Source organism: Salinibacterium sp. 10G20-15 (genome assembly GCF_057365065.1).
In genome coordinates, this window is sequence record NZ_CP195118.1 from 183,091 (window position 1) to 206,047 (window position 22,957).

At 62.3% G+C, this 22,957-nt stretch carries 22 protein-coding genes and 1 tRNA gene; 13 read left to right on the plus strand and 10 right to left on the minus strand.

All coding sequences use genetic code 11. The features are described from left to right. From ACR3YK_RS00860 to argS, 4 genes are all read right to left on the minus strand, one after another. Positions 1-1,317, minus strand: coding sequence for a homoserine dehydrogenase (locus ACR3YK_RS00860; protein WP_486175377.1), 1,317 nt, complete (start codon positions 1,315-1,317; stop codon positions 1-3). After that, a complete protein-coding gene (gene lysA / locus ACR3YK_RS00865) occupies positions 1,314-2,717 on the minus strand; it encodes a diaminopimelate decarboxylase (protein ID WP_486175378.1) in 1,404 nt (467 codons plus the stop codon). Before lysA ends, ACR3YK_RS00860 begins: the two co-directional genes overlap by 4 nt. Before the next feature lie 105 nt (positions 2,718-2,822). Continuing rightward, on the minus strand, positions 2,823-3,683 hold the full coding sequence (locus ACR3YK_RS00870; RefSeq protein WP_486175379.1) for an LmeA family phospholipid-binding protein: 861 nt from the start codon (positions 3,681-3,683) through the stop codon (positions 2,823-2,825). A gap of 5 nt (positions 3,684-3,688) precedes the next feature. Next, positions 3,689-5,350: an arginine--tRNA ligase gene (gene argS / locus ACR3YK_RS00875; protein ID WP_486175380.1), complete on the minus strand. Its 1,662-nt coding sequence runs from the start codon at positions 5,348-5,350 to the stop codon at positions 3,689-3,691. A 135-nt stretch (positions 5,351-5,485) separates the two neighbouring features. Here argS and ACR3YK_RS00880 point away from each other — a divergent pair, with 135 nt between their 5' ends. After that, on the plus strand, positions 5,486-6,106 hold the full coding sequence (locus ACR3YK_RS00880) for an arginyl-tRNA synthetase (protein WP_486175381.1): 621 nt from the start codon (positions 5,486-5,488) through the stop codon (positions 6,104-6,106). 38 nt (positions 6,107-6,144) lie between these two features. Here ACR3YK_RS00880 and ACR3YK_RS00885 read toward each other — a convergent pair whose 3' ends face one another. Next, positions 6,145-6,939, minus strand: coding sequence for a transglutaminase-like domain-containing protein (locus ACR3YK_RS00885; protein ID WP_486175382.1), 795 nt, complete (start codon positions 6,937-6,939; stop codon positions 6,145-6,147). A gap of 86 nt (positions 6,940-7,025) precedes the next feature. Between ACR3YK_RS00885 and ACR3YK_RS00890 the strand changes: the two genes are divergently transcribed. After that, positions 7,026-7,098 (plus strand) — tRNA-Arg (locus ACR3YK_RS00890). 58 nt (positions 7,099-7,156) lie between these two features. Here the strand turns inward: ACR3YK_RS00890 and ACR3YK_RS00895 are convergent. Next, positions 7,157-7,525: an ArsR/SmtB family transcription factor gene (locus ACR3YK_RS00895; protein ID WP_486175383.1), complete on the minus strand. Its 369-nt coding sequence runs from the start codon at positions 7,523-7,525 to the stop codon at positions 7,157-7,159. An 85-nt stretch (positions 7,526-7,610) separates the two neighbouring features. On the opposite strand from ACR3YK_RS00895, the gene ACR3YK_RS00900 reads away from it, so the two are divergent. Further along, on the plus strand, positions 7,611-8,891 hold the full coding sequence (locus ACR3YK_RS00900; protein ID WP_486175384.1) for an NAD(P)-binding protein: 1,281 nt from the start codon (positions 7,611-7,613) through the stop codon (positions 8,889-8,891). On the opposite strand, the gene ACR3YK_RS00905 is transcribed toward ACR3YK_RS00900, so the two are convergent. Further along, positions 8,888-9,316, minus strand: coding sequence for a pentapeptide repeat-containing protein (locus ACR3YK_RS00905; protein ID WP_486175385.1), 429 nt, complete (start codon positions 9,314-9,316; stop codon positions 8,888-8,890). The genes ACR3YK_RS00900 and ACR3YK_RS00905 overlap by 4 nt on opposite strands. Positions 9,317-9,435: 119 nt before the next feature. Between ACR3YK_RS00905 and ACR3YK_RS00910 the strand changes: the two genes are divergently transcribed. Further along, positions 9,436-9,876: a rhodanese-like domain-containing protein gene (locus ACR3YK_RS00910; RefSeq protein WP_486175386.1), complete on the plus strand. Its 441-nt coding sequence runs from the start codon at positions 9,436-9,438 to the stop codon at positions 9,874-9,876. Positions 9,877-9,915: 39 nt separating this feature from the next. Here the strand turns inward: ACR3YK_RS00910 and ACR3YK_RS00915 are convergent, their stop codons facing one another. Further along, complete coding sequence (locus ACR3YK_RS00915; RefSeq protein WP_486175387.1) at positions 9,916-11,352, minus strand: helix-turn-helix domain-containing protein; 1,437 nt, start codon at positions 11,350-11,352, stop codon at positions 9,916-9,918. A gap of 125 nt (positions 11,353-11,477) precedes the next feature. On the opposite strand from ACR3YK_RS00915, the gene ACR3YK_RS00920 reads away from it, so the two are divergent. The 6 genes from ACR3YK_RS00920 to ACR3YK_RS00945 all read left to right on the plus strand — a co-directional run bounded on the left by ACR3YK_RS00920 (position 11,478) and on the right by ACR3YK_RS00945 (position 18,429). Continuing rightward, positions 11,478-13,307, plus strand: a complete 1,830-nt coding sequence (locus tag ACR3YK_RS00920) for a phosphoenolpyruvate carboxykinase (GTP) (RefSeq protein WP_486175388.1) — start codon at positions 11,478-11,480, stop codon at positions 13,305-13,307. 104 nt (positions 13,308-13,411) lie between these two features. Then, positions 13,412-13,951 carry a sigma-70 family RNA polymerase sigma factor gene (locus ACR3YK_RS00925; protein ID WP_486175389.1) on the plus strand — a complete coding sequence of 180 codons (540 nt, stop codon included), beginning with the start codon at positions 13,412-13,414 and terminating at the stop codon, positions 13,949-13,951. Then, entirely contained in the window at positions 13,944-14,684 is a 741-nt protein-coding gene (locus ACR3YK_RS00930) for a hypothetical protein (RefSeq protein ID WP_486175390.1), read from the plus strand. The genes ACR3YK_RS00925 and ACR3YK_RS00930 overlap by 8 nt, the downstream gene beginning before the upstream one ends. Before the next feature lie 55 nt (positions 14,685-14,739). After that, positions 14,740-16,752 carry a TPM domain-containing protein gene (locus ACR3YK_RS00935; protein WP_486175391.1) on the plus strand — a complete coding sequence of 671 codons (2,013 nt, stop codon included), beginning with the start codon at positions 14,740-14,742 and terminating at the stop codon, positions 16,750-16,752. A gap of 39 nt (positions 16,753-16,791) precedes the next feature. Next, positions 16,792-17,529 carry a PspA/IM30 family protein gene (locus ACR3YK_RS00940; protein ID WP_100389947.1) on the plus strand — a complete coding sequence of 246 codons (738 nt, stop codon included), beginning with the start codon at positions 16,792-16,794 and terminating at the stop codon, positions 17,527-17,529. A 24-nt stretch (positions 17,530-17,553) separates the two neighbouring features. After that, entirely contained in the window at positions 17,554-18,429 is an 876-nt protein-coding gene (locus ACR3YK_RS00945) for an arginase family protein (RefSeq protein ID WP_486175392.1), read from the plus strand. Here ACR3YK_RS00945 and ACR3YK_RS00950 read toward each other — a convergent pair. After that, complete coding sequence (locus tag ACR3YK_RS00950) at positions 18,387-18,704, minus strand: DUF4333 domain-containing protein (RefSeq protein WP_486175393.1); 318 nt, start codon at positions 18,702-18,704, stop codon at positions 18,387-18,389. The two genes, ACR3YK_RS00945 and ACR3YK_RS00950, sit on opposite strands and share 43 nt — an antisense overlap. A gap of 84 nt (positions 18,705-18,788) precedes the next feature. On the opposite strand from ACR3YK_RS00950, the gene ACR3YK_RS00955 reads away from it, so the two are divergent. Genes ACR3YK_RS00955 through ACR3YK_RS00965 form a run of 3 tightly spaced genes read left to right on the plus strand, consistent with a single transcriptional unit; the run spans position 18,789 to position 21,507 of the window. Beyond that, entirely contained in the window at positions 18,789-19,589 is an 801-nt protein-coding gene (locus ACR3YK_RS00955) for a crotonase/enoyl-CoA hydratase family protein (RefSeq protein ID WP_486175394.1), read from the plus strand. Positions 19,590-19,630: 41 nt separating this feature from the next. Then, complete coding sequence (locus ACR3YK_RS00960) at positions 19,631-21,043, plus strand: dihydrolipoyl dehydrogenase family protein (protein ID WP_486175395.1); 1,413 nt, start codon at positions 19,631-19,633, stop codon at positions 21,041-21,043. Continuing rightward, positions 21,040-21,507 carry a hypothetical protein gene (locus ACR3YK_RS00965; RefSeq protein WP_486175396.1) on the plus strand — a complete coding sequence of 156 codons (468 nt, stop codon included), beginning with the start codon at positions 21,040-21,042 and terminating at the stop codon, positions 21,505-21,507. Before ACR3YK_RS00960 ends, ACR3YK_RS00965 begins: the two co-directional genes overlap by 4 nt. Positions 21,508-21,528: 21 nt before the next feature. Here ACR3YK_RS00965 and ACR3YK_RS00970 read toward each other — a convergent pair whose 3' ends face one another. Beyond that, complete coding sequence (locus ACR3YK_RS00970; RefSeq protein WP_486175397.1) at positions 21,529-21,882, minus strand: siderophore-interacting protein; 354 nt, start codon at positions 21,880-21,882, stop codon at positions 21,529-21,531. Positions 21,883-22,957 lie beyond the last annotated feature (1,075 nt).

Below are 22,957 nucleotides of genomic sequence, written 5' to 3' on the forward strand. Positions count from 1 at the left end.
TTACAGCCCCTCAACTCTCAAAACGGACACAACTTCACGCACAACCGAGTTCTCGGCTAGCGCTGCCACCGTGGCGGCAAGCGACTCATCCGTCGCCTCGTGCGTCACAGTAATAAGAGTAGCGCTCGGCACGCCCTCGACTACTGCACCGACGGTCTGGTTGACCGCTTCTACGGAGACGTGGTGGTCACTAAATACTGCGGCGATCGTGGCGAGCACACCGGGCTCGTCAACAACCGTCAGGGTGATTTGGTAGCGCGTCATTACGCGGGCGATCGGCAAGATCGGCAAGTTGGCGTGGGTTGACTCGGCAACGCCGGGGCCACCAATGACGTGGCGGCGAGCAGCCGAAACAACGTCGCCCAGAACGGCGGATGCGGTTTCAATTCCGCCAGCGCCCGCACCGTAGAACATGAGGCTGCCTGCAGCCTCGGCCTCGACAAACACCGCATTGTTGCCACCGTGCACGGCGGCCAACGGGTGTGTCAGAGGAACGAGGGCGGGGTGAACGCGAGCACTGACCCCCTCGGTCGAACCCTCAGCGGCAAGCACGCGCTCACAGATCGCGAGCAGCTTGACGACATAGCCAGCCTTGCGCGCGGCAACGACCTGCTCGGCGGTAACGCTTGTAATTCCTTCACGGTGCACGGCATCCAGCGGCACACGGGTGTGGAACGCAAGACTCGACAGCAGCGCGGCCTTTTGCGCGGCGTCATACCCCTCGATGTCAGCGGTGGGGTCGGCCTCGGCGAAGCCCAAGCGCGTGGCCTCCGCAAGAGCGGTGTCGAAACTGTCGCCCGTGGCATCCATGCGGTCAAGAATGTAGTTCGTGGTGCCGTTGACGATGCCCAATATACGCTCGACGCGGTCACCGGCGAGGCTGTCGCGCAGGGGACGGATGATCGGAATCGCTCCCGCCACGGCTGCCTCGTAATACAACTGAGCACCGACCTGCGCGGCCTCTTCGAAAAGCTCAGCGCCGTGGTGGGCCAGCAGAGCCTTGTTGGCAGTGATGACGTCGGCGCCGGAGTGCAGCGCTTTCAGAATCCAGGTGTGTGCAGGCTCAAGGCCACCGATCAGTTCGATGACGATATCGGCGCCAACAATGAGCGACTCTGCATCAGTCGTCAGCAACTCTTTCGGGATGACGGTGTCGCGAGGAGCATCGATGTCACGAACGGCGACGCCCACGACTTCGAGCCCGGCTCCCGCCCGGGCAGCGAGCTCGTCGGCGTGCTCGAGCAGTAGAGCGGTGACTTGTGATCCGACACTTCCTCCACCCAGAACTGCGACGCGAAGGTTGCGGTATTCGATCATTCAGAGTCTCCCGATGGTGTGATTCCCGCGTCGCGGCTGAGCAAGTCGTCTTCGGTTTCGCCCCGCACAATAATGCGAGCCCTGCCGTCGCGCACCGCAACAACCGGCGGGCGCGCAAGATAGTTGTAGTTGTTGGACATTGCCCAGCCATAAGCGCCGGTGGCGGGAACGGCCACAATGTCTCCGGGCTCAACGTCTGCAGGCAAGTACTCGGCGCGCACCACGATATCGCCGGCCTCGCAGTGCTTGCCGGCGATGCGCACCAGCTCGGGGGCAGCATCCGAAACACGATTCGCGAGGCGAGCGGAATAGTCCGCCGCGTAAAGGGCGGTGCGCAGGTTGTCGCTCATACCGCCATCGACGCTGACGTACTTGCGAACAGCTTCGCCTTCGACGAGCACATCCTTAATCGTGCCCACGGTGTACAGGGTGACTGTCGATGGGCCGATGATGGCACGGCCCGGTTCGATAGCGATGACAGGAACAGGAATCTCGAGGCGAGCGCACTCAGCCTCGACAATATTCGCGAGCGACGCCGCGAGCTCAGCAACCGGCAAAGCCTGATCCACCGCGGTGTACGCAATGCCGAAACCGCCGCCCAAGTTCAACTCGGGCACCGGAGCCGCCACCGACAAACGGGCATGCAATTCAAGCAAGCGACGAGCCGCCTCAGCAAAGCCCGCAGTGTCAAAGATCTGCGACCCAATATGCGAATGGATGCCCACAAACTCCAGTGAGGAATGCGAACGAATCTGCGCCACAATCGCCTCAGCCTCGGTCAGCGGAACACCAAACTTCTGGTCTTCCCTGGCCGTTGCCAAGTACTCATGAGTGGACGCGTGAACCCCGCTATTGATGCGCAAGCGCACCCGCTGGGTTCGACCGTGCCGTGCAGCGGCTTCAGCAACCCGACCGATTTCGACGACGCTGTCGATAACGATGGGGCCGATGCCCGCGCGCACAGCACGGTCGATCTCGGAAAGGCTCTTGTTGTTGCCGTGGAATCCCAGTCGCGACGCATCAACGCCAGCCGCGAGGGCAACAGCCATCTCGCCAGCGCTTGCAACGTCGATGTTGAGGCCTACGGCCGTCATCCAGCGAGCGACCTCGGTGCAGAGGAACGCCTTGCCCGCGTAGTACACCTTGACGCTCGAACCGATGCGAGCGAATTCGGTGTCGAACGCGCCCTTGATCTCGGTGGCGCGCGCCACAGCATCCGCCTCGTCGACGACGTAGACCGGCGTACCGAAGTTAGCGACGAGCTCGCTCGTGGGAACGCCTGCGATGGTCAATTCGCCGTTCTCGGAGCGCGCAGCATTGCGCGACCAGACGGTCGATGCCAAAGAATTAGCTTCGGCGGGAGCTTCGAGCCACTCGGGCGCCAGCGGGTTCGCGAACACAGTCGCACCTCACAGAGATGTAGACGGAAAACGGCGGATTGTGTCCGCACAGGCGTTGGGGATGCTGACCACTCTAACGGCTGGCGCGGCTAGCGCTGAATCGAGTTACGGCGTCGGGCACGTGCCGTATTGCTTCCAGGCAGCATCATCGAGGGCAATCCCGTCAGCGCTGAGTTGGATGACCAGGTTGTCGTTGGCGACGGCAACCGAATCAATCGTCAACGCTGTCGGTAGTGACGAGGCGACGCAGAACTCTTGCGAGCTCAGCAAGCCTCCCGCAAGGCCAGCGACGAGGGGGTTATCGAGCAGGTCAGCAACCGAGATCTGTTCCTCATTCAGGATGACCGACTCCGGCTCAAAGGCGATCGAATCGCCCGTCGCCACGGGCACCAGTTCGAGAGCGACCGGGATCTCAAAGAACAGCAGCTCGAACACTGTCGAGACACGAATGGCGGTGCCTTCCAACTCGATGGAGTCGAGCCCGGTACCGCTCAGGGTCGTTGCCAGTTTCGACACTTCGTCGCCGGCGACCACGACCTCCATCGAGACGGTGTCAATGGGTTGCGACGTCACTACGGGCACGCCCGTCGCAATGACCTGCACGGATGACTCGAGGCCGTTGACCTCGAAGCGGTCGATGTCGATCGTTACGACGTCGAGCCCGCCCGTGAGCGCCTGCACGATCAGTGAGCCCGAGCCCAGATCGACAGCCACACCGTCGCTGGATTCCAGGCCGAGCGACGACGCGATCTCGTTCTGGGCGATGCGAACCGCGGCTGTTCGTCCGACCGTTTCGACAAGAACAACGCCGACAATCAGGATGACGAGAACGGCCCCGGCGATAACCCACCCCATCCAGCTGCGCCGCTTGCGTTTCGCAGTCTCGTAGCCAGTGGCCGTGGTGGCAGCGGGCTCCCCCGCACCGTCGAGTCGTAACTCGATGGTGGGCTGATCGTCAGAAGCCACGGAAGCTACATCCGCTCCGGGGCGCTAACCCCGAGCATCCAGAGGCTGTTTCGCAGAACCTGACCGACAGCGTCGTTGACCCACAGCCGCGTGCGATGGACGTCGGTCACTTCTTCGTCGTTCATCGGAGTAACGCGGCACTGGTCGTACCAGCGGTGGTAGCTGCCGGCGAGCTCTTCGGCAAAACGCGCGATGCGGTGGGGCTCACGCAACTCTGCGGCCTGAGCCACAATGCGCGGGAACTCCGCAAGAACACCGAGCAGGATGCTTTCGGTCTCGTTGGTGAGCAGCGAGGCATCGAAGACGCTGCGATCCACTCCCGCCTCCCCCGCATTGCGAGCAACGCTGTGCGTGCGGGCGTGAGCGTACTGAACATAGAAGACGGGGTTGTCGTTGGTTCGCTTCTGCAGAATTTCGGGATCGAGGTTGAGCGGTGAATCGGAGGGGTAGCGGCCGAGCGAGTAGCGCAGGGCATCCGTTCCGAGCCATTCCCGCAGGTCGTCGAGCTCAATGATGTTGCCGGCGCGTTTGGAAAGGCGGGCACCGTTGATGCTCACGAGCTGCCCGATCAGCACCTCGATGTCCTTGTTGGGGTCGTCACCGGCAGCACCCGCGAGCGCCTTAAGGCGGTGAACGTAGCCGTGGTGATCGGCTCCAAGCAAGTAGATCTTGTGGGCGTAGCCACGGTCACCCTTGTTCAAGTAGTAGGCCGCATCAGCAGCAAAGTAGGTATAGATGCCATTGCCGCGCTTGATCACACGATCTTTGTCATCGCCAAAGTCGGTGGTCTTGACCCACACGGCGTCGTCGATGTCGGCGACGTGGCCTTGGGCCCGCAAACGCTCGACAGCGGTGTCAATGGCGCTCTTGCCGTCATCCTGCACGGCGTGAAGCTCACGCTCGCTGAACCACACGTCGAAGTGAACGTTGAAGGCGGCGAGCGACTTCTTGATTTCCCCCAACTGCAGTTCATAACCACGTTCGCGAGCGACCGAGATTGCATCATCATGATCGAGTTCGAGAATTTCGGGGTTCGAGGCGAGCACGCGCTGAGCGAGCTCGGCAACATAGGCACCCGGGTAACCGTTCTCGGGAGTCGGTTCACCTTTAGCCGAGGCCAGGATTGACGCCCCAAAATTATCCATCTGATTACCGGCGTCGTTGATGTAAAACTCACTCACGAGTTCTGCGCCGGCAGCCTTGAGGATGCGCGCGAGCGAGTCGCCGAGCGCAGCCCACCGAGTGTGGCCGATATGCAGCGGACCGGTCGGGTTGGCCGATACGAACTCCAAGTTGATGGTCTGACCCGCGAGGGACTCATTGCGACCGTACGCCTCGCCCTGCTCGACGATGGTCTTCGCGAGCGCGCCCGCGGCAGCGGCATCCAGCGTGATGTTGATAAAGCCGGGACCCGCAACATCCACCGAGGCGATGCCGTCAATAGTGCGAGCCTGCTCAGCAATCTCGGTCGCCAGTTCGCGAGGGTTGGCCCCCAACGGCTTCGCGAGCTTCATGGCGATGTTGGATGCCCAATCACCGTGATCGCGGTTGCGTGGTCGCTCTAGCACCAGGTCGCTGACGGTCAGGCCCAGATCGGGCGTGCCGCGGTCCGCCGCTATGCGGGCGACAACGGAGAGCAGGGTGGCAGAAAGATCAGCAGGATTCACCCCTTAAGAGTACTGGGTGGTTGCAGGCGTTCGATGCGAGATTGATGCGGTCTTAAGGTCACAGATCGGTTGGCACTTCACGACACTGCCGGGTCACTGCGCTGCGATGCCGGTGCAAGTCGGGAGAATGGGGGTATGGCTTTTCGACTTCGCGTAATTCCGACAGTGATCGCACTGAGCGCCTCGGCTCTTCTCCTGAGCGCTTGTGTACCCACCGAGCCAACATCGAACACGACGAGCCCTACAGCCTCGAGCGCTCCAGCGAGCGCAGCCCCCACCAACACCGCCGCTCCGTCATCATCGGAAGCCACCTCGTCGCCGACCCCGACTGCCACCCCCACACAGTTGCCCACAGACACTGCGGTGAATTTCAACTGCAACGATCTTGTTTCCCCCAGCGCCATGTACGACTTCAACCCCAACTATCTTCTACTCGGCAATTTCACCCCAGAATCAGGAACCACCGCAGCGACTGCCGTTGCGGCGAAGGGCATGGTGTGTCGCTGGCAGAACACAACGAGCGGCACATCTATCGACGTGTCGGTCGCCCAGCCGAGCGCGTCGAAGCTCGCAACATTTAAATCGAATGCGGGAGCGAGCGCGGATGCCTTCAACGGATATTTCTCCAGCGCCAGCCGAATCGGCACCGCTCAGATCTTCGTCGGCGATTATTGGGCAACGCTGAGCTCGCGTGAATTCACCTCTGCTGCTCAAGCCAGCGGTCTTGTTGCTGAAGTTCGAGCGGCCCTTAAGTAACCAATCCATTCCTGATCAAGGAAGCTCAACCCGCTCGGTTAGCCGAGCTGCACCGGCGAACTGTGATCGTCAACGGGGAGGTCGTCGGCGGTTGCCGTGATCTCCAGCTTCTGCAGAAACAGGTCTGCCCAGTGGTTCGTGAGAAACGCGACATCCGCTGCGTCGCGGCCTGTCGCGATGCGCACGAGTGATTGACGCGGTGCGAGTCCCGTGGAATCAACGACCCACCACCGACCATCGATAAACGCTTCGGCCACGGCGTGAAAATCCATCGGGCTGAGGCCCGGGGCGTACACCGATGTATAACGGGCAGGTACATCTTTTGCCCGCAGCATCGCGATCGTCAGGTGCGCGAAGTCTCGGCACACGCCACGACGCGAAAGCAACGAATGAGCGGCACCGTCTGTGGGCGCCGACATTCCCGGACTGTACCGAAGGTTGCTTGACACCCAGGTACGAATCGCCTGCCCAAGTTCATGGCCGGACTGCGTGGGAAAGAGGGAGCGCGCAGTTGGCGTGAGCACGTCAGACTCGCAATAACGACTGGGGCGCAAGTACTCGACACGATCGAGGGCGTTGAGCGGCGCGGGCTCGGGAGTGGCCTCGACGGTGGCGGCGTAATCCACGACAAGCTGCCCCGGCCCAGCAATGAGCGAGTGCAAGCGGGTTCCGCGGGCATCAACCAATTCTGTGGGGTGCTGGGGTACGCCATCCAACACAAAATCTATCGACTCGGATGCCAGCGGCCAGGGCGCTGCGACAGCAATGCTGAAGACCATTTCGGTGCGACCACGAAGGTCAAGTTCTTGGTGGGATGACACAGTGCGCAGCATGCGTCGATACTGTCATGCGAATCTGAAGCGAGGATGTCAACAGGGTGCTCATCATCCGAAGAATTGCTTGCTAAGCTAGCCTCCTTGCCTTCGTAGCTCAGGGGATAGAGCGCCGGTTTCCGGTACCGTAGGTCGGGGGTTCGATTCCCTCCGGGGGCACTGTTATTAGCTCAACGCCGCACTTCTTGTGCGGCTGTTTTGCTTTCTAACGCGTGAGCTAGTTCGAGACGACGCAGCAGGCTTCTGCCCCGGCATCCGTGCTGGTCGCGACAGACGCGAGCATCTTCACGGGCTCCGCGAATGCTTCGCAACACAGTTCGTAAACGTTGGCGCGGCCGCGCGGGGTCACGGTGACAAGGCCGTTTTCGCGCAATGGCGCCAAGTGATGGCTGACGAGCGTTTGGCTGAGGCCGGTGGCGTCGGTGAGTTCGCGCACCGTGTGGGCGCGCTCGGTGAGCAGCAGAACGAGCTGTAGCCGGTTGGGGTCCCCAAGGGCGCGTAACAAGGGCGCCAGACTCTGAGCCCGCTCGGCCGTTGCCGACCACGTGGGCTTCTGAATCATCAGAAGATCTACCGGTGTACTCATGCTCGCAATCCTACATCAACTCTTTGTTATCAACAGTAGTTACTGTTATCGTGAGCAAACACTGAAGTTGATTACGAGGAGCGCCATGACCACCGAACACTCTGCACCCAGCGCACTGCCCGTCGTCGTTGTCGGGGCTGGCCCCATCGGGCTTGCGGCCGCTGCCAACCTCGTGAGCCGCGGCATCCGCACCGTCGTGCTCGAGGCTGGTGCCCACGCCGGTGCCGCCATCAGCGACTGGGGCCACGTCTCCCTCTTCTCGCCGTGGCGCTACAGCATCGATCCCGTCGGCCGCGAGCTGCTTGAACGCACCGAGTGGGTCTCCCCCGACGCCGAGATCCTTCCCACCGGCGCCGACCTCGTGCGCGACTACCTGCAGCCGCTCGCTGCGACCGCCGAGCTAGCACCCGTCATCCGCTACAACAGCCGAGTGATCGGGATGTCGCGCCAAGGCATCGACTCCACCAAGACCATCGGCCGCGAGCGCCGACCGCTGCTCGTTCGCGTCGACTCCCCCGATGGCGTGTATGACATCCTTGCCTCGGCAATCATCGACGCGTCAGGAACCTGGGGTCACAACAATCCCATCGGCGCATCAGGGCTCCCGGCCACGGGCGAGACCGAAGCCAGCGCGTGGCTCACGGGACCGCTGCCCGATGTTCTCGGCCGCGACCGCGCTCGCTTCGCCGGCAAGCACACGCTCGTGATCGGCATGGGGCACTCGGCCGCCAATACGCTTCTTGCCCTCGCGGAACTAGGCGAAAGCGACCCCGCCACCGAAATCACCTGGGCAATTCGAGGTCGCTCGGCTCGCCGCCTCTACGGTGGCGGAGCTGCCGATGAACTGCCCGGTCGTGGCGCGCTCGGCACTCGCCTCAAGGCTGCCGTCGAATCTGGGGCAATCACGCTCCTGACCGACTTCACCGTCACCGAACTCACCCCGCAGCCCGATGGCCGCCTTACGGTCACCAGCAGCAATCCCGACGGCGACCAATCAGTGACCGTGGATGCTCTCGCCGCCGCCACCGGGTTCCGCCCCGACATCGGCATCCTGCGTGAACTGCACCTCAGCCTCGACCCGGTGCTCGAGGCTCCCGTTGGACTCGCACCGCTCATCGACCCCAATGTGCACAGTTGCGGCACCGTTGAACCTCACGGGGCCAGCGTGCTCGCGCATCCCGAAAAGAACGTCTACATCGTCGGCATGAAAAGCTACGGGCGCGCGCCGACCTTCTTGATGGCCACGGGGTACGAACAGGTTCGCTCGGTTGTTGCGGCCATCGCCGGAGACGCAGAAAGCGCTGGCCGCGTGAACCTCATGCTGCCCGAGTCGGGCGTGTGCTGCTCGACGGGTGGTGGATGCTAATGCCAACGCCCTCGCAGCGGCGAGCACACCTCGCTAGTCGTCGATAACGATGCCCAAATTGCGGGCGAAGCGCGGAGCGAGCTCCAGCGCGTGTCATAAAACTCAGCAGAGCCAAGACGCGATCCTTCGAAGCTCACGTCGCGCAGGCTAGTGCGCGACGCGGTAAAAATGGGCGCGTTTAGCTTCTCCAAGCGAGTGTCCACGAAGTCCGCTGAACGGAACACCACCTCATTGGCTTCGAGGTCAACGAACTCCGTTTCAGACAGCGAGATTCCCGACAGGTCACGCTCGCTGAGATCGACTCTCTCAAAGCGCTCTCCGCTGTAGCTTTCGTGCGCCTGCAGAGCGTCCGGGTCACCAATCGACAGATTCGTCAGCGCGAGTTGGTCGAAACGAGGGGCGGCGGTGAGAGATTTCTTAGCCATGACTGGTGCTCTTTCTCATACTCTTCGCCAGAGAGAGGATGCGGACGCACCCTCGTAACATCGGCGAACAATTCACGGTACCCGACAGCACTGACCGCTTACGCCACTACCCTGTTGCCATGACTTCTCCCGCCACGGCCGCCGACCGCATCGAACACTTTTCGCGCAAGCTCGAATTTGAGACCGACCCCTCCGACGTGCACGCTGCCATCCACGCAGGCGAATCTTTCGTGCTCGTGGATACTCGTGGCGACGTCGCCTGGAGTCAGGGTCGCGCCGTCGGCGCGCGTCACCTGCCGACGCGTGAAATCGCGGCGCGGGCCGCAGCAGAAATCCCTGCCGGCACGCCAGTAGTCGTGTATTGCTGGAGCCCCGGCTGCAACGGCGCCACGAAAGGCGCCCTCGAATTTGCCAAGCTCGGCTATGAAGTGCGCGAAATGATTGGCGGCTTCGAGTACTGGGCCAAAGAGGGTTTCCCCGTCGAAAGCGACGAGGGCCGCATCGTGCGCGAGCCCGATGTGCTCACCGCCCCAGCCGCCGGCCCCGACTGCGACTGCTAGCGGGCGCGCCCACTCCGGCCATTCCTTGCCTCGTGTCGCTTAACTCGCGTCGCTCGCGTGAGACTCCAAGAACTCGTAGAGTTCGCGATCATCGACACCGGGGAACGTTCCCGACGGAAGCGGCGAGAGGATGTGAGCGTGCAGCTTGGCGCTCGACCACGCGTTGCCCGCCCAGCGATCGCGCAATTCGCCTTCCGGCTTGCGGCAGCAGGACTCATCAGGGCACGTGGAAGAACGACGCACGTCGGTAGCGCGGCCGCGGAACCATTTGGAGTGCGAAAACGGTACACCGATCGTGATGGAGAACTCTTCGGCATCCGTGGTTCCCGTTTGGGTTGACTCGAAGAAGCTACCCTCCGGAGTATCGGTGTACTGGTAGAACTCTGTCGTGCGGTTGGTGCGAGTGAACGCCGTGCGAGCGCTCCAGTTGCGGCACACAAACTGCCCCTCGGCCGACCCCGTGACATCCACCGGCAGTCGAAGGCCATCGTTCTCGTAGGCTTTGTACACCGCTCCGTCGTCGCCAACCCTCAAGAAATGGCATTCTAAGTCGAGGTGCGACGTCGCGAGGTTGGTGAATCTCAGGGCTGCGGCTTCGTGCGTCACGCCGAAAGCATCTCGAAAGTCTTCGACGGCAATGTTGCGGTCAGCTTTTGCCTCGCTCAAGAAGTCAACCGACTGCTTGAGCGGCATGAGCACCGCCGCAGCGAAGTAGTTGATTTCGAGACGTTGATGCAAGAACTCGGCGTAGCTTGTCGGCTCCGTGTGGCCGAGAACGCGGTGCGCCATCGCTTGCAGCGCCATCGAGCGAAGGCCGTGCCCACCCGGAATAGATGCCGGTGGTAGGTAAATACGCCCGTGTTTGAGGTCGGTGACTGAACGCGCCGAGTGCGGCAGGTCATGAACGTGAACGAGTTCAAAACCGAGAGATTCCGCCATCAGACTCACGGCGCGGTGAGTGAGCGCCCCCGTCGTGTGGTTGCCCGCAATCGTGAGCTTCTCGGCCTCTTTCTCCAAGTCGGGCAGGTAGTTATCGAGGGTGCGCATGCGCTGACGCAACTCGGTATTGGCTCGACGCGCCTCTTCCGGCGTGGCAATAGCCTGGCGCGAACGCGTCGCTAGTTCGTGATGGAGTCCGACAATGGCCTCCAGCGTCTCATCCGGAATGCCTTTGGCTGGACGAATCTTCGGCAGCCCCAACGACGCATAAATCGTGCTGCGTTGCACCCGTTCAAGTTCGATTTCGAGCGCGGCTCGCTTCGTAGGCGGGGTCTCTTCAAGCAGATCGGCAAGTTGGATGTCGATGGCTGACGCGATCGCAGACAGCAAAGTCAGTCGAGGCTCGCGTCGCCCGTTCTCCATGAGCGAGAGCTGACTACCGGCGACTCCCACTTTGTCGCCGAGTTGGTCAAGGGTCAGTCCGGCCGTGGTACGGAAATGTCGGATGCGTTGCCCGAGAGTCACAAGATCATTCACACGTTCACTCTAACTAAAAAAAGACGATTCTTTCCACTCGATTCGTCAGCCAAGCGCGCAAAAGTGGGTCATCATCGAATAACAACAGTTTTTTCACTACAACAACACTTCAGCGGAAGGTAGAAATGAGCATCGCCGAGATGACAAGGACCCACTTCTCCGCACCCGACGGAACAAATCAGAGCGTTATTGCCTGGGTGGAAGAGATCGCCACCCTCACGCAGCCCGACGAAGTTGTCTGGTGCAATGGCAGCCCCGAAGAGGCTGACGAGCTCGCCGAACTCATGATTGAGGCCGGCACGCTGACCCGCCTCAACGATGAGTACCGTCCCCACAGCTTCCTCGCCCGCAGCGACCCCAGTGATGTCGCTCGGGTCGAATCGCGCACCTTTATCTGTTCGGTCAACGAGAGCGATGCTGGCCCCTCCAACAACTGGGCCGCTCCGGCAGAAATGCGTACGACGCTTGACGGCCTCTTTGAGGGCGCGATGCGTGGCCGCCGCCTCTACGTTGTTCCGTTCTCCATGGGTCCGCTCAGTTCTCCCCTCGCCAAGATCGGCGTGCAGGTCACCGACTCCCCCTACGTCGTCATGAGCATGGGCATCATGACGCGAATGGGAACCGCTGTTCTTCAGTCGATTGATGACTCCACCGAGTGGGTGCGCGCCATCCACAGTGTTGGAGCCCCGCTCGCTGCCGGCGACACGGATGTGCCGTGGCCCTGCAATCAGACCAAGTACATCAGCCACTTCCCCGAGACTCGCGAAATCTGGTCGTTCGGTTCCGCTTACGGCGGCAACGCAATTCTCGCGAAGAAGTCCTTCGCCCTGCGCATCGCTTCAGTGATCGCTCGCGACGAAGGATGGCTCGCCGAGCACATGCTGCTCCTCAAGCTCACGAACCCTCGTGGTCGCGTCTTCCACATCGCTGCGGCATTTCCCAGTGCATGCGGCAAGACAAACCTCGCGATGCTCAAGCCCACGATTCCCGGCTGGAAAGCCGAGACGATCGGTGACGACATCGCATGGCTCGGCAAGGGAGCTGACGGCCGCCTTCGCGCCATCAACCCCGAAGCTGGCTTCTTTGGTGTGGCTCCGGGAACGGGAATCGCCACCAACGAGACCGCGATGGACACCATCTGGGGCAACACCGTCTTCACCAACGTGGCGCTGAAAGACAACGGCGACGTGTGGTGGGAAGGCATGACCGATGAGGTGCCTGAGCACTTGATCGATTGGCAGGGGAACGACTGGACGCCCGAATCGGGCACCCCGTCGTCACACCCGAACTCACGTTTTACTGTGGCAGCAGCACAATGCCCCACCATCGCAGATGAGTGGGAATCGCCACAGGGCGTCGTTATTGACGCCATAATCTTCGGCGGTCGCCGCGCGACCAACGTGCCGCTAGTGGTGGAGGCACGAGATTGGGAGCATGGCGTCTACCTGGGCGCCACTATCTCATCTGAGCGGACGGCGGCCGCCGAAGGCACCATTGGCGAACTACGGCGAGACCCGTTTGCCATGATGCCGTTCTGTGGATACAACATGGCAGACCACTGGGCCCACTGGCTCTCGGTCGGTCAGAACCTCCGCAGTTCAGGCACGGTGCCGCGCATTTTCCAAGTCAACTGGTTCCGTAAGGGTGCGGATGGCTCGTTCCTCTGGCCAGGCTTCGGCGAGAACTCTCGCGTGCTCGAGTGGATTCTCGAACGCGTCGACGGTCAAGTTGCTGCACAGGAGAGTGCCCTCGGGCTGCTCCCCCGCGAAGGCGACCTCAATATCGACGGCCTCGACCTTGACGACAACGTCATGGAACAGCTTTTTGCTATCGATACGGAGTCATGGCTCGCCGAAGCGGCATCCACCAAAGAATTTTTTGCAACCTTCGATGGTCGCGTTCCCGCTGCCGTTACACGCCAGCTTGAGCAGTTGAAAGCACGCCTCACAAGCTAACCAACGAAACCCCCTCGCCGTTCGTCTTTATTAGTGTGACCACAATTGCGCTAACTATTGGCCATTCCTCGGCCACAATAGAGACGACGGCGAGGAGGGGCTCAGTGACTGAGACCAAAAACACCCCTGCCCGCTGGGAAGACGTAGCCGCACAACTCGTCGCCGAGCGCGGTGAGGCATTGACGCGGTACGCGTACCTGATTTCGGGAAACCGCGACGACGCCTCCGACCTTGTGCACGATGCCCTCGTGAAAACCTTCGGTCGTCTGCGCAACGGCTTCGGCATCGCCAGCGCCGAGGCTTACGTGCGTCGAGCGATTCTGAACACGTACCTTGACCGCGGTCGAAAGATCAGCCGCTGGCGCAAGATCGCCCACCTGACGGCGGAGCCCGACATCCATGAATCGGCGGATGCTGACACCGAGGCTCGCTTAGACCTTCAGTCCCAGCTGATGAAGCTTCGCCCGCGCGAACGCGCTTGCGTGGTGCTGCGGTATTACGAAGACCTCAAAGTGGATGACATTGCCGCGACCCTAGATATCAGCTCGGGCGCCGTGAAACGCTACTTGAGTGACGGACTCGCCCGCATGGCCGTGAGCCTAGATCGCGCCGACGCACACGAGCTGGGAGGCCACCGTGGTTGATGAGAACGAACTGCGCACCCAGTTCTCTGGCACAGAGTTGCCCGCGATAGGTATCGACACCGCCGCCGTAATTTCGCGAAGCAAGCGCCGTCGTCGCCCCCGCCAGTTCGCGGTAGGAACGGTGGGTCTGCTCGCGGCAACGTCGCTCGTCTTCGCCGGCATCAGCACGTTTCGGCAGGCGGACCCCATCAGCACGACGGCAGGGGTCGTCGCTGACGAGTCATTCGACACCGGCAGCGAGAGCGACGCCGCCGCGTCGGACGAAGCACAGGTGGCTCCCGACACGAGCCCGATCACCGCGGCGTGTGGCACGAGCATCCGCACCGATGAAACAACGCCGTTCGGGCTCTCGCTCGAACTAGAGTTGCCCGCCGAAGTGGTGGCTTCCGGCAGCGCCTATGGCACAGCGCGCCTGACCAATACGTCTGATGAGCCGGTGACCGGCTCGACGGCGAACGTGCCCGATCTAAACCTGCTGCGCGACTCAATCGTGATTTCGCACAGCCCGGATGTGCAGATTCTCTCGGTCATGCCCGTCAATCTGCAGCCTGGCCAGAGCATCGCTTTTGATGTCGCCATCGATGTTTTCGACTGCACCATGATTGACACCGGTGGGATGGTGGAGCCCGGCACCTACGCCGTGAATGCGACGCTCGCCTTTGTGCCCGAGGACCCCGCCGACGGCGCCGCTGCCGAAGTTCGCAGCGCAAAATCAGCAATCACACTGCAATAGCCGCAGTCGCCTTCGCTAGACTCCCCGTGTCACTGTCGTCGACGAAGGAGCACCCGTGAAAGCTCGACTGGGCACCACTCTGGCGCTTGCCGCTCTACTCAGCCTGCTCACCGCGGGGCCGGCTCTCGCCAATGATCCCGTGAGCCTCGACGGCGGCTACGTTGTCGACTCGGTGGGCGTGCTCGACGGCGATTCGAGTGCGATCGATGGTGCTCTGGATTCGCTCTACGAGAGCCAGGGCATCCAACTCTTCGTTGTTTACGTTGACGAGTTCACCAACCCCAGCGACCCGGTTGACTGGGCAGACACCACCGCCGACAACAACGGGCTGGGCGACAACGATCTGCTGCTTGCCGTTGCCGTTTCGCAGCGCCAGTACGCCCTCTCGGTTGCGCTCGATGCCCCCGTGACCTCCGACCAACTGGATGCGGCCGAGAGTGCGATCGAGGCAGAGCTCCGCAACGACAACTGGGAGCAAGCTGCCATCGCAGGTGCCAACTCGCTCGCGGGTGAGGGTTCGACCGCCGTGACGTCCGAAGCATCGAACGGCGGCATCCCGATTCTACCGATTGTGGGCGGTGTCGCGGTGGTTGGCGCCGGCGCCTACGTGATTTACCGTGTGCGTCGTGGCGGCAAAGGTGACCGCAGCGCTGCTCCCACCGCTGAGGTTTCGCAAGAAGAGCTCGATCGCCGGGCCGGTAGCGCTCTGGTTGATCTGGACGATGCGGTCAAGACCAGCGAGCAAGAGCTTGGGTTTGCCGAAGCACAGTTCGGTTCGGCCGCGACAGCCGAGTTCCAGAAGTCGCTCGACGAAGCGAATGCCGCGGTGGCGAAGGCGTTCCGCATCCGCCAGCAACTCGATGACAGCGAGCCTGAAACGGCCGAACAGAAGCGTGCCATGACGATCGAGAGCATCGAGCTGTGCGAGCACGCCGACGACCTTCTCGATGAGCAGGCTGAGGCGTTTGAGGAGCTTCGCCAGCTTGAGACAAACGCCCCCGCGGTACTCGCTGAGACCTCCACCGCGATCGCGGCCGCGGCGCAGCGACTCCCCGCCACCGAGGCAGCCCTCGCAGCGCTCACCGCGCACTACGCGCCCGCGGCGATTGAGGCCGTGGCCGACAATGGCACGCGCGCTCAGGCATTGCTGAACTCGGCAGTGAGCACCTCAACCGCGGCGCAAGCCTCCATCGAAGCGCAGAAACCGAGTGAAGCTGCTGTCGCTGTGCGCGCCGCTCAAGCGGAACTCGGCCAGGCCATCCAGCTGATGGATGCCGTCGATTCGTTGACCGCAGAGCTGCAGGCGGCAGAGCAGAAGCTTGCCGCCGCCATCACGGACACCACGAACGACATCGCTGCGGCCCGCGCGCTTCCCGCGGACAACACGGCAGCAGCCCTGCAACCCTCGATCGCGAGTGCGGAAGCCGCGTTGGCTGCCGCCCAGTCGGCGACCGCCGATCCTGTCGCGAGATTGAGCGCACTCGGTGATGCCAACGCTGCTCTCGAAACGGTCTTTGTGGGCGTGCGCGATCAGCAGGCAGCAATTGCTCAGGCAGCGACCCAGTTGTCGGCGGCGCTGGCGGCAGCGCAGTCGCGCATCACCACGACGGCGCAGTTCATCACGACACGTCGCGGTGGCGTTGGCTCTTCGGCGCGAACCAAGATCGCCGAAGCGGATCGTCAGTTCAAGCAGGCGCTCGCGCTGCAGGCATCCGACCCCGTGACCGCTTTGACGCACGCCCGCACGGCTGACCAATTGGCGGCAAGTGCGTACGACATCGCTCAGCGCGAGGTCTCCCAATTCTCCGGCGGCTCAACTGCTGGCGTTGGCGGATTGCTCGGTGGCTCGAATTCGGGTGGTGGAGATGTGCTCGGCGGCATCATCGGTGGGCTCATCGGTGGCAGTCTCGGCTCCCGCTCGTCGCGCCCCTCGTCGGGCTACTCCTGGGGCGGCGGTTCGCGCTCGGGCAGTTCAGGATCGCGCGGCGGTTCACGTTCAGGCGGCCGCAGCTCGGGCGGATCGTCTCGCCGCAGTGGTGGTGGCCGCAGCCGCGGCGGTAGATTCTAATTACGGTTTCCTTCAGAAAACTCACGAAAGGCACGTCGCATGGCAAAGCAGTCAATTCTCGGACGAATCTCACAACTACTGAAGGCGAACATCAACTCGCTCCTCGACTCGGCCGAGGACCCTCAGTTGATGCTCGACCAGCTCGTGCGCGACTACACCAACTCCATTGCGGATGCGGAGAGCGCTGTAGCTCAGACCATCGGCAACCTGCGCCTCATGGAGCAGGACCACGCTGAAGACATGAACGCTGCTGCTGACTGGGGCCGTAAGGCTCTCGCGGCCAGCGCTAAGGCTGACGAACTGCGTGCCGGTGGCAACAGTGTGGATGCCGACAAGTTCGACAACCTCGCCAAGATCGCCATAGGTCGCCAAGTTTCTTCCGAAAACGAAGCTCGCACCGCTGAGCCGACCATTGCGTCGCAGACTCAGGTTGTTGACCAGCTCAAGAGCGGCCTCGACGGCATGCGCGCCAAGCTGAGCGAACTCACCGCCAAGCGTGACGAGCTTGTTGCTCGCTCCAAGACGGTTGAAGCTCAGTCGCAGGTTCACGACGCGCTCAAGTCGATCGATCTTCTTGACCCGACGAGCGACCTCGGCCGCTTCGAAGACAAGATTCGCCGTGAAGAGGCCAAGGTTCTGGGGCAGCAGGAGCTCGCAGCATCCAGCCTCGACGCTCAGTTCGAAGGCCTCGAAGACCTCGGCAAGCAGACCGAAGTTGAGGCCCGTCTCGCGGCTCTCAAAGCCGGCGGCGCTCAGGCCCTCACCGCAGGCGAGTAGTTCGACGACTCGAAAGTTCAACGGATGACAATTAACTACGTTGTCGTTCCGCAGTGGCAGGGTTCGGGTTCGTCCCGCGCCATGCAACTTGTGGAGGGTGCCGAGTCGATTCGGGGAGATCTTCCCTCAGCATCGACTCGCACCGTCGACATTCCCCTCGAAGCGGGCGATCACCAGGGCACGGGCGTGCACCGCTACAGTTCGCTGTTGCTCGTGCGCGACCGGCTACGCCACACTCTCGCCGAGGGCACCGAAGCTGGTGTCGACACGCATGTCACCATCGGTGGCGATTGCGGCGTCGAGCTCGCGGCGATCGAGCATGTAAGTGCGAGCGAGCCCGCCGTGGTGTGGCTCGATGCGCATCCCGATCTGCATACGGCCACGACGAGTCCCTCGGGCGCGTTCACCGGAATGGTGCTGCGCACGCTCCTGGGCGATGGGCCTTCTGAGCTTGTGCCCGCGCATCCGGTTCGCGCCGATCGGGTGATCCTCGCGGGCGTGCGCTCGATCGATACCGCTGAAGATGACTACATCGGGCAGTCCGACATCCGGATGCTCGGCCCCACCGATTTTTCGGCGGAGACGCTGCTCGATGCCATCGCGGCGACGGGCGCCGACTCCGTGTATCTTCACATCGATCTCGACGTGCTCGATCCCGCTGATTTTGCGGGGCTCGGCTCCCCCGTGCCCTTCGGCATCGAAGCCGCCGTGCTCGTCGAAGCGATTCGTGCCGTGGTCGGCAAGTATGCACTTGCGGGCGCTGGCATCACCGAATTTGCTCCCGCCTCGATGACGAGCGCAGTGGATGACTCCCCCACGATTCTGAGATTGCTGGGCGCTCTGAACAGCGCCGGTCGCTATTCGCGCGGTTCTTCAGCGACGTCGACCGAAACCGAGTAGCTCGCCCCGTCGACATCCGTGATCGTCACTTCGCTGTCGAACTCTTCGTTGAGGGTCGTGTCGGTAAGAACGCAGTCGAGCGTGGTGTTGTTCTTGAGCTCCACGGTCTCGTCGCCGCAGTCCATTTCGGGTGATTCTCCCGTGGCTTGTTCGAGCGCCGAGGCGGCCGTCGCGGCGATGGAGCTCGCGGAAACCTCAACAGGCGGTTCGCTGCTGCAGCCGCCGAGAAGGGCCGCCGTCGCAACAGCACAAACGAGAATTGCGGATCGCAACACAGGAGCCTCCGAAAAGTTGGTGTGGGTATGAGCTTATCGCCAGCATCCCGACCGATGGCCGCCGCGCAGTCGTAGTCTGGGGCTATGACTGACTCCAACTCGAGCACCCCCAAGATCACTGTGGAGCGAGACGGCCACGTCTTGCTCATCGGCCTCAACCGCACCGATAAGCGCAACGCCGCCGACATGGACATGTTGCAGCAGCTTGCACTTGCGTATGGCGAGCTTGAGCGCGATCCCGAGCTGCGTGCCGGCTTCGTTTTTGCCCACGGCGACCACTTCACGGGTGGCCTCGACCTCGCTGACATCGGCCCCCGTATCGGCGCGGACGGGCTCGACATGGTTCCCGAGGGCGGCATCAACCCCTGGCAAGTTTCGGGCGAAAAGCTCTCGAAGCCCGTCGTGATTGCGGTGCAGGGCACCTGCCTCACGCTCGGCATCGAGCTGCTGCTCGCAAGCGACATCGCTGTCGCTGCGGACTCGACCGTCTTCGGTCAGGTTGAGGTATCGCGCGGCATCCTGCCCTTCGGCGGGGCCACCATTCGCTTCCCCCGCCAGGTGGGCTGGTCGAACGCGATGCGCTGGATTCTCACCGGCGACAGCTTCGATGCCGCCGAAGCTCACCGCATCGGGATGGTGCAAGAAGTTGTGCCCCACGGCGAGCAATATGCGCGTGGCCTTGAGCTGGCTCACCGCGTTGCGGCCCAGGCTCCCCTAGCAGTGCAGGCAGCGCTCGCTAACGCCAACCTCGCGACTCGCGAGGGCGATGCCGCCGCCGAGGCTGGCCTTCAGCCCGCCCTCGTAGCCGTTGCTCAGAGCAAAGATGCCAGAATTGGCATGGAAGCGTTTATGACGCGCACCACCGCTGAGTTCATCGGCAGGTAGCAGAAGCAGCATCCGCACCACCAACGCGAAGGAGTTCACTCATGACCGAGAACAACTGGGACGTCATTGTCATCGGAGCCGGAGCGGTCGGTGAGAACGTGGCAGATCGCGCTGTTCAGGGCGGGCTGAGCGTGGTGCTTGTCGAGAGCGAACTCGTGGGTGGTGAGTGCTCGTACTGGGCGTGCATGCCGTCGAAGGCTCTTATCCGCAGCGGTCTCGCTCTTCGTGCTGTCGAGAAGCTACCGGGCGCCGCCGAAGCCGTCACCGGTGGCATCAACGTTGAAGCGCTCCTCGCCCGCCGCAACAGCTTCACCAGCAATTGGGATGACGCTGGTCAGGTGAAGTGGGTGAAGAAAGCGGGAATCGGGCTCGAGCGTGGTCACGCTCGCCTCGACGGAGAGAAGAAGGTCACCGTTACAGCTGACGACGGAACTGTCACGACCCTCACGGCGAATCATGCCGTCGTCGTCGCGACCGGCTCCGATCCGAAGCTCCCCAACATTCCCGGCTTGATCGACGCGAAGCCGTGGACCCCGCGTGAAGCGACCTCGGTGAAAGTTGTTCCCGAATCATTCGCCATCATCGGCGGCGGCGTTGTGGGCGTCGAGATGGCCACGGCCTACCGCGACCTCGGCTCCGAAGTCACTCTGTTTGCCCGCAGCGGACTCCTCCACGGGCAAGAAGACTTCGCCGGCGAGATGGTGGAGAAGGCGCTCAAGGAGCGCGGCGTCACCATCGTCGCGGCCTCCCCTACGAACGTGGAACGCACCGCTGACGGCGTCGTAATTGAGACTCCGGAAGGCAGCTTCACGGCATCCGAAATTTTGATTGCTACCGGTCGCGCCGCTCGCACGAACGACATTGGGCTCGAGACCGTGGGTCTCACTCCGGGCGACTGGATCCGGGTGGATGACACCATGCTCGTGCCCGACACCGACTGGCTCTACGCCGTGGGCGATGTCAACCACCGCGCGCTGCTCACTCATCAGGGCAAGTACCAAGCCCGTGCTGCCGGTGACGTGATTGCCGCGCGCGCCAACGGCAAACCTGTGGATGACGCCCCGTGGGGTGCGCATGTTGCGACAGCCGACCACGGCGCTGTTCCGCAAGTTACGTTTAGCGACCCCGAAGTCGCTTCGGTGGGTGTCATGTCTCACGACGCCGAGAAGCAGGGCATTGACGCTCAGGTCGTCGACTACAACATTGGCTGGGTTGCTGGCGCGAGCCTGCAGGCTGACGGCTACGAAGGCCAGGCGCGACTCGTGATCGATCGCGAACGTCAGGTCATTATCGGCGCGACCTTTGTGGGTCAGGATGTTGCGGAGCTGCTGCACTCGGCCACCATCGCCATCGTGGGCGAGGTTCCCATCGCGCGCCTGTGGCACGCGGTTCCCTCGTACCCCACGATCAGTGAGGTCTGGCTGCGACTGCTCGAAACGATCGGGCGTCCGTGAGCCGAGCACTAACGCTGGGCACGCGGTTCGGGCACGCTCTGGCGCGCGCCGAACACAGTCCGCGTGCTCAGCGAGTGCTGCTGCACCCCGTCGTTACGCGACCCGGTTACTGGATTGCTTCGGCATCCGGCCTGCTGTGGGGTGGCGTGTTGAGCGGACTGCGGGTGCGTTCTCGGGGCGGCGTTATCGTTGCCGAGCACGTGCCTCGCTGGGCCTTTGGTCGTGGCGGCACCACGATTGGCGCCGTGTATCTGACCTGCGACAACGCGAGCGATAACGTGTTGGCGCATGAGGCAGTGCACCGCGAGCAGTGGCGCAAGTACGGGCTGTGGTTTATCCCGCTGTATCTGCTGGCGGGGCAGAACCCGCTGACGAACCGCTTTGAGGTGGAGGCGGGGCTGGAGTTGGGTGGCTATGTGCGCGCGAAATCAACGCGTACGGCGAAAGGCAGCCCGAAGAATTAGCAGGCGGATGCTGGGCGCGAGCTAGTTGGAGCCGAGCAGGCGCGCCGGGCCCTGATGCGCAACCCACGCGTAAACGGTGCTCTCGCCGAATGCGCTCACCGGCAGCATTTCGCTGAGCCATGCGTCGACCGAACGGGCAACGTTTTGGCCGCGTTCGCGCAGTAACCAGCACACGCTGAATCGACCGGGAGCCGATAGCGGCTGGATGTCGTCAGCCGAGTCAACCTCGATGAACACTTGGCCGCGTGAGCGGGCCGGCAATGTCGCAAGAATCATCGAGATTGCGTCGATCGAGGTCTCGTCTCCCGCGAGCAGCACGCGATCAGCCGACTGGGGATTCCAGGCGATCTGCGGGGTGAAGAGTTCGGGAAACATTGATCCCAGTATAGGCATGCCTTACCTAAATAACGAAGCGCTCTCGGCGGACTCCAAGCAGCGAATTCGAGGCCGCTCATGGAGCGCGGCTGTCAAACAATCGGCCGGCAACGGTCATCGTTAAAGCATCCCGGAGGTATCGACCGCTCTCTCTGCTGCAGCAGTGCGCATCGAAACATCGCGCTGCCTCTTGTCCTTCATTCGGGCAGCTCTAGATCGTGAGCGACCGAGATTGACCAAGGTGCGTTGAACTCATATAGACAGGCAAAACCTATCTACTTAGATACACCCTAAACAGACGCATAGGCCTGCCACCACTCCCCGCAACCACGAGTACCGCCTTATCTTTGGTTCCTAATCGTCATTTGCCTCGATCACTCCTCACTTCGTAGAGTGCATGTGTCATCGTGCATTCTGCACGTCCTTTTCTCTTCTGCTCCCACGTCGTTTCTTCGTCGGAGCAGAAGAGGCTTTAGTCAGCTAGGCGCTATCGCGCCCGCTGACAGCGACCACTAACCAACGCAGCGGACATCCACGAGCAAGCTCACCGAATAACAGCAGAGCAGCAATGAGGGGAAGTCGGGCACACCTGCCCGCGCTAACGAAAGTGGCTTTGCCGACGCAATTTTGGCAAAGCCACGAACGAAGTGCACAGGGCGGCAGTTACCAGCCGACCTCGTGGGTCGATGCTGCGGTGGGCTGTTGAGCCCGCTTACCCGGAACCTCAGGGCCCGGCCCGGAACGCCGAACAGTCGGGGCAGGCTCGGCGCGCTTCTCCGCATCCTTCTCCGCCTGCTGAGCGGAGAGCGCATCATTTCACCGAACACTGCCGCTGGCGAGCTTCAGCCAACGCTTCCAAGTGCGCGAAAGGCGACCTGAGGTGAAAGTCAGCTTCGAGAATCTCAGATTTGAGAGTGACGTCTTCTTGCTCGATTTTCGAGCTGACCGACGAGCCCTAAACCACCTCCCAAAAGCTCACTTCGAGACACCTTCAAACTCGACCGCGGAACACCATCAAGACGCACCGCGAGGTACGGCACTTGCCCCACTCCAGGGTCACTCTCGCCCTTCACCT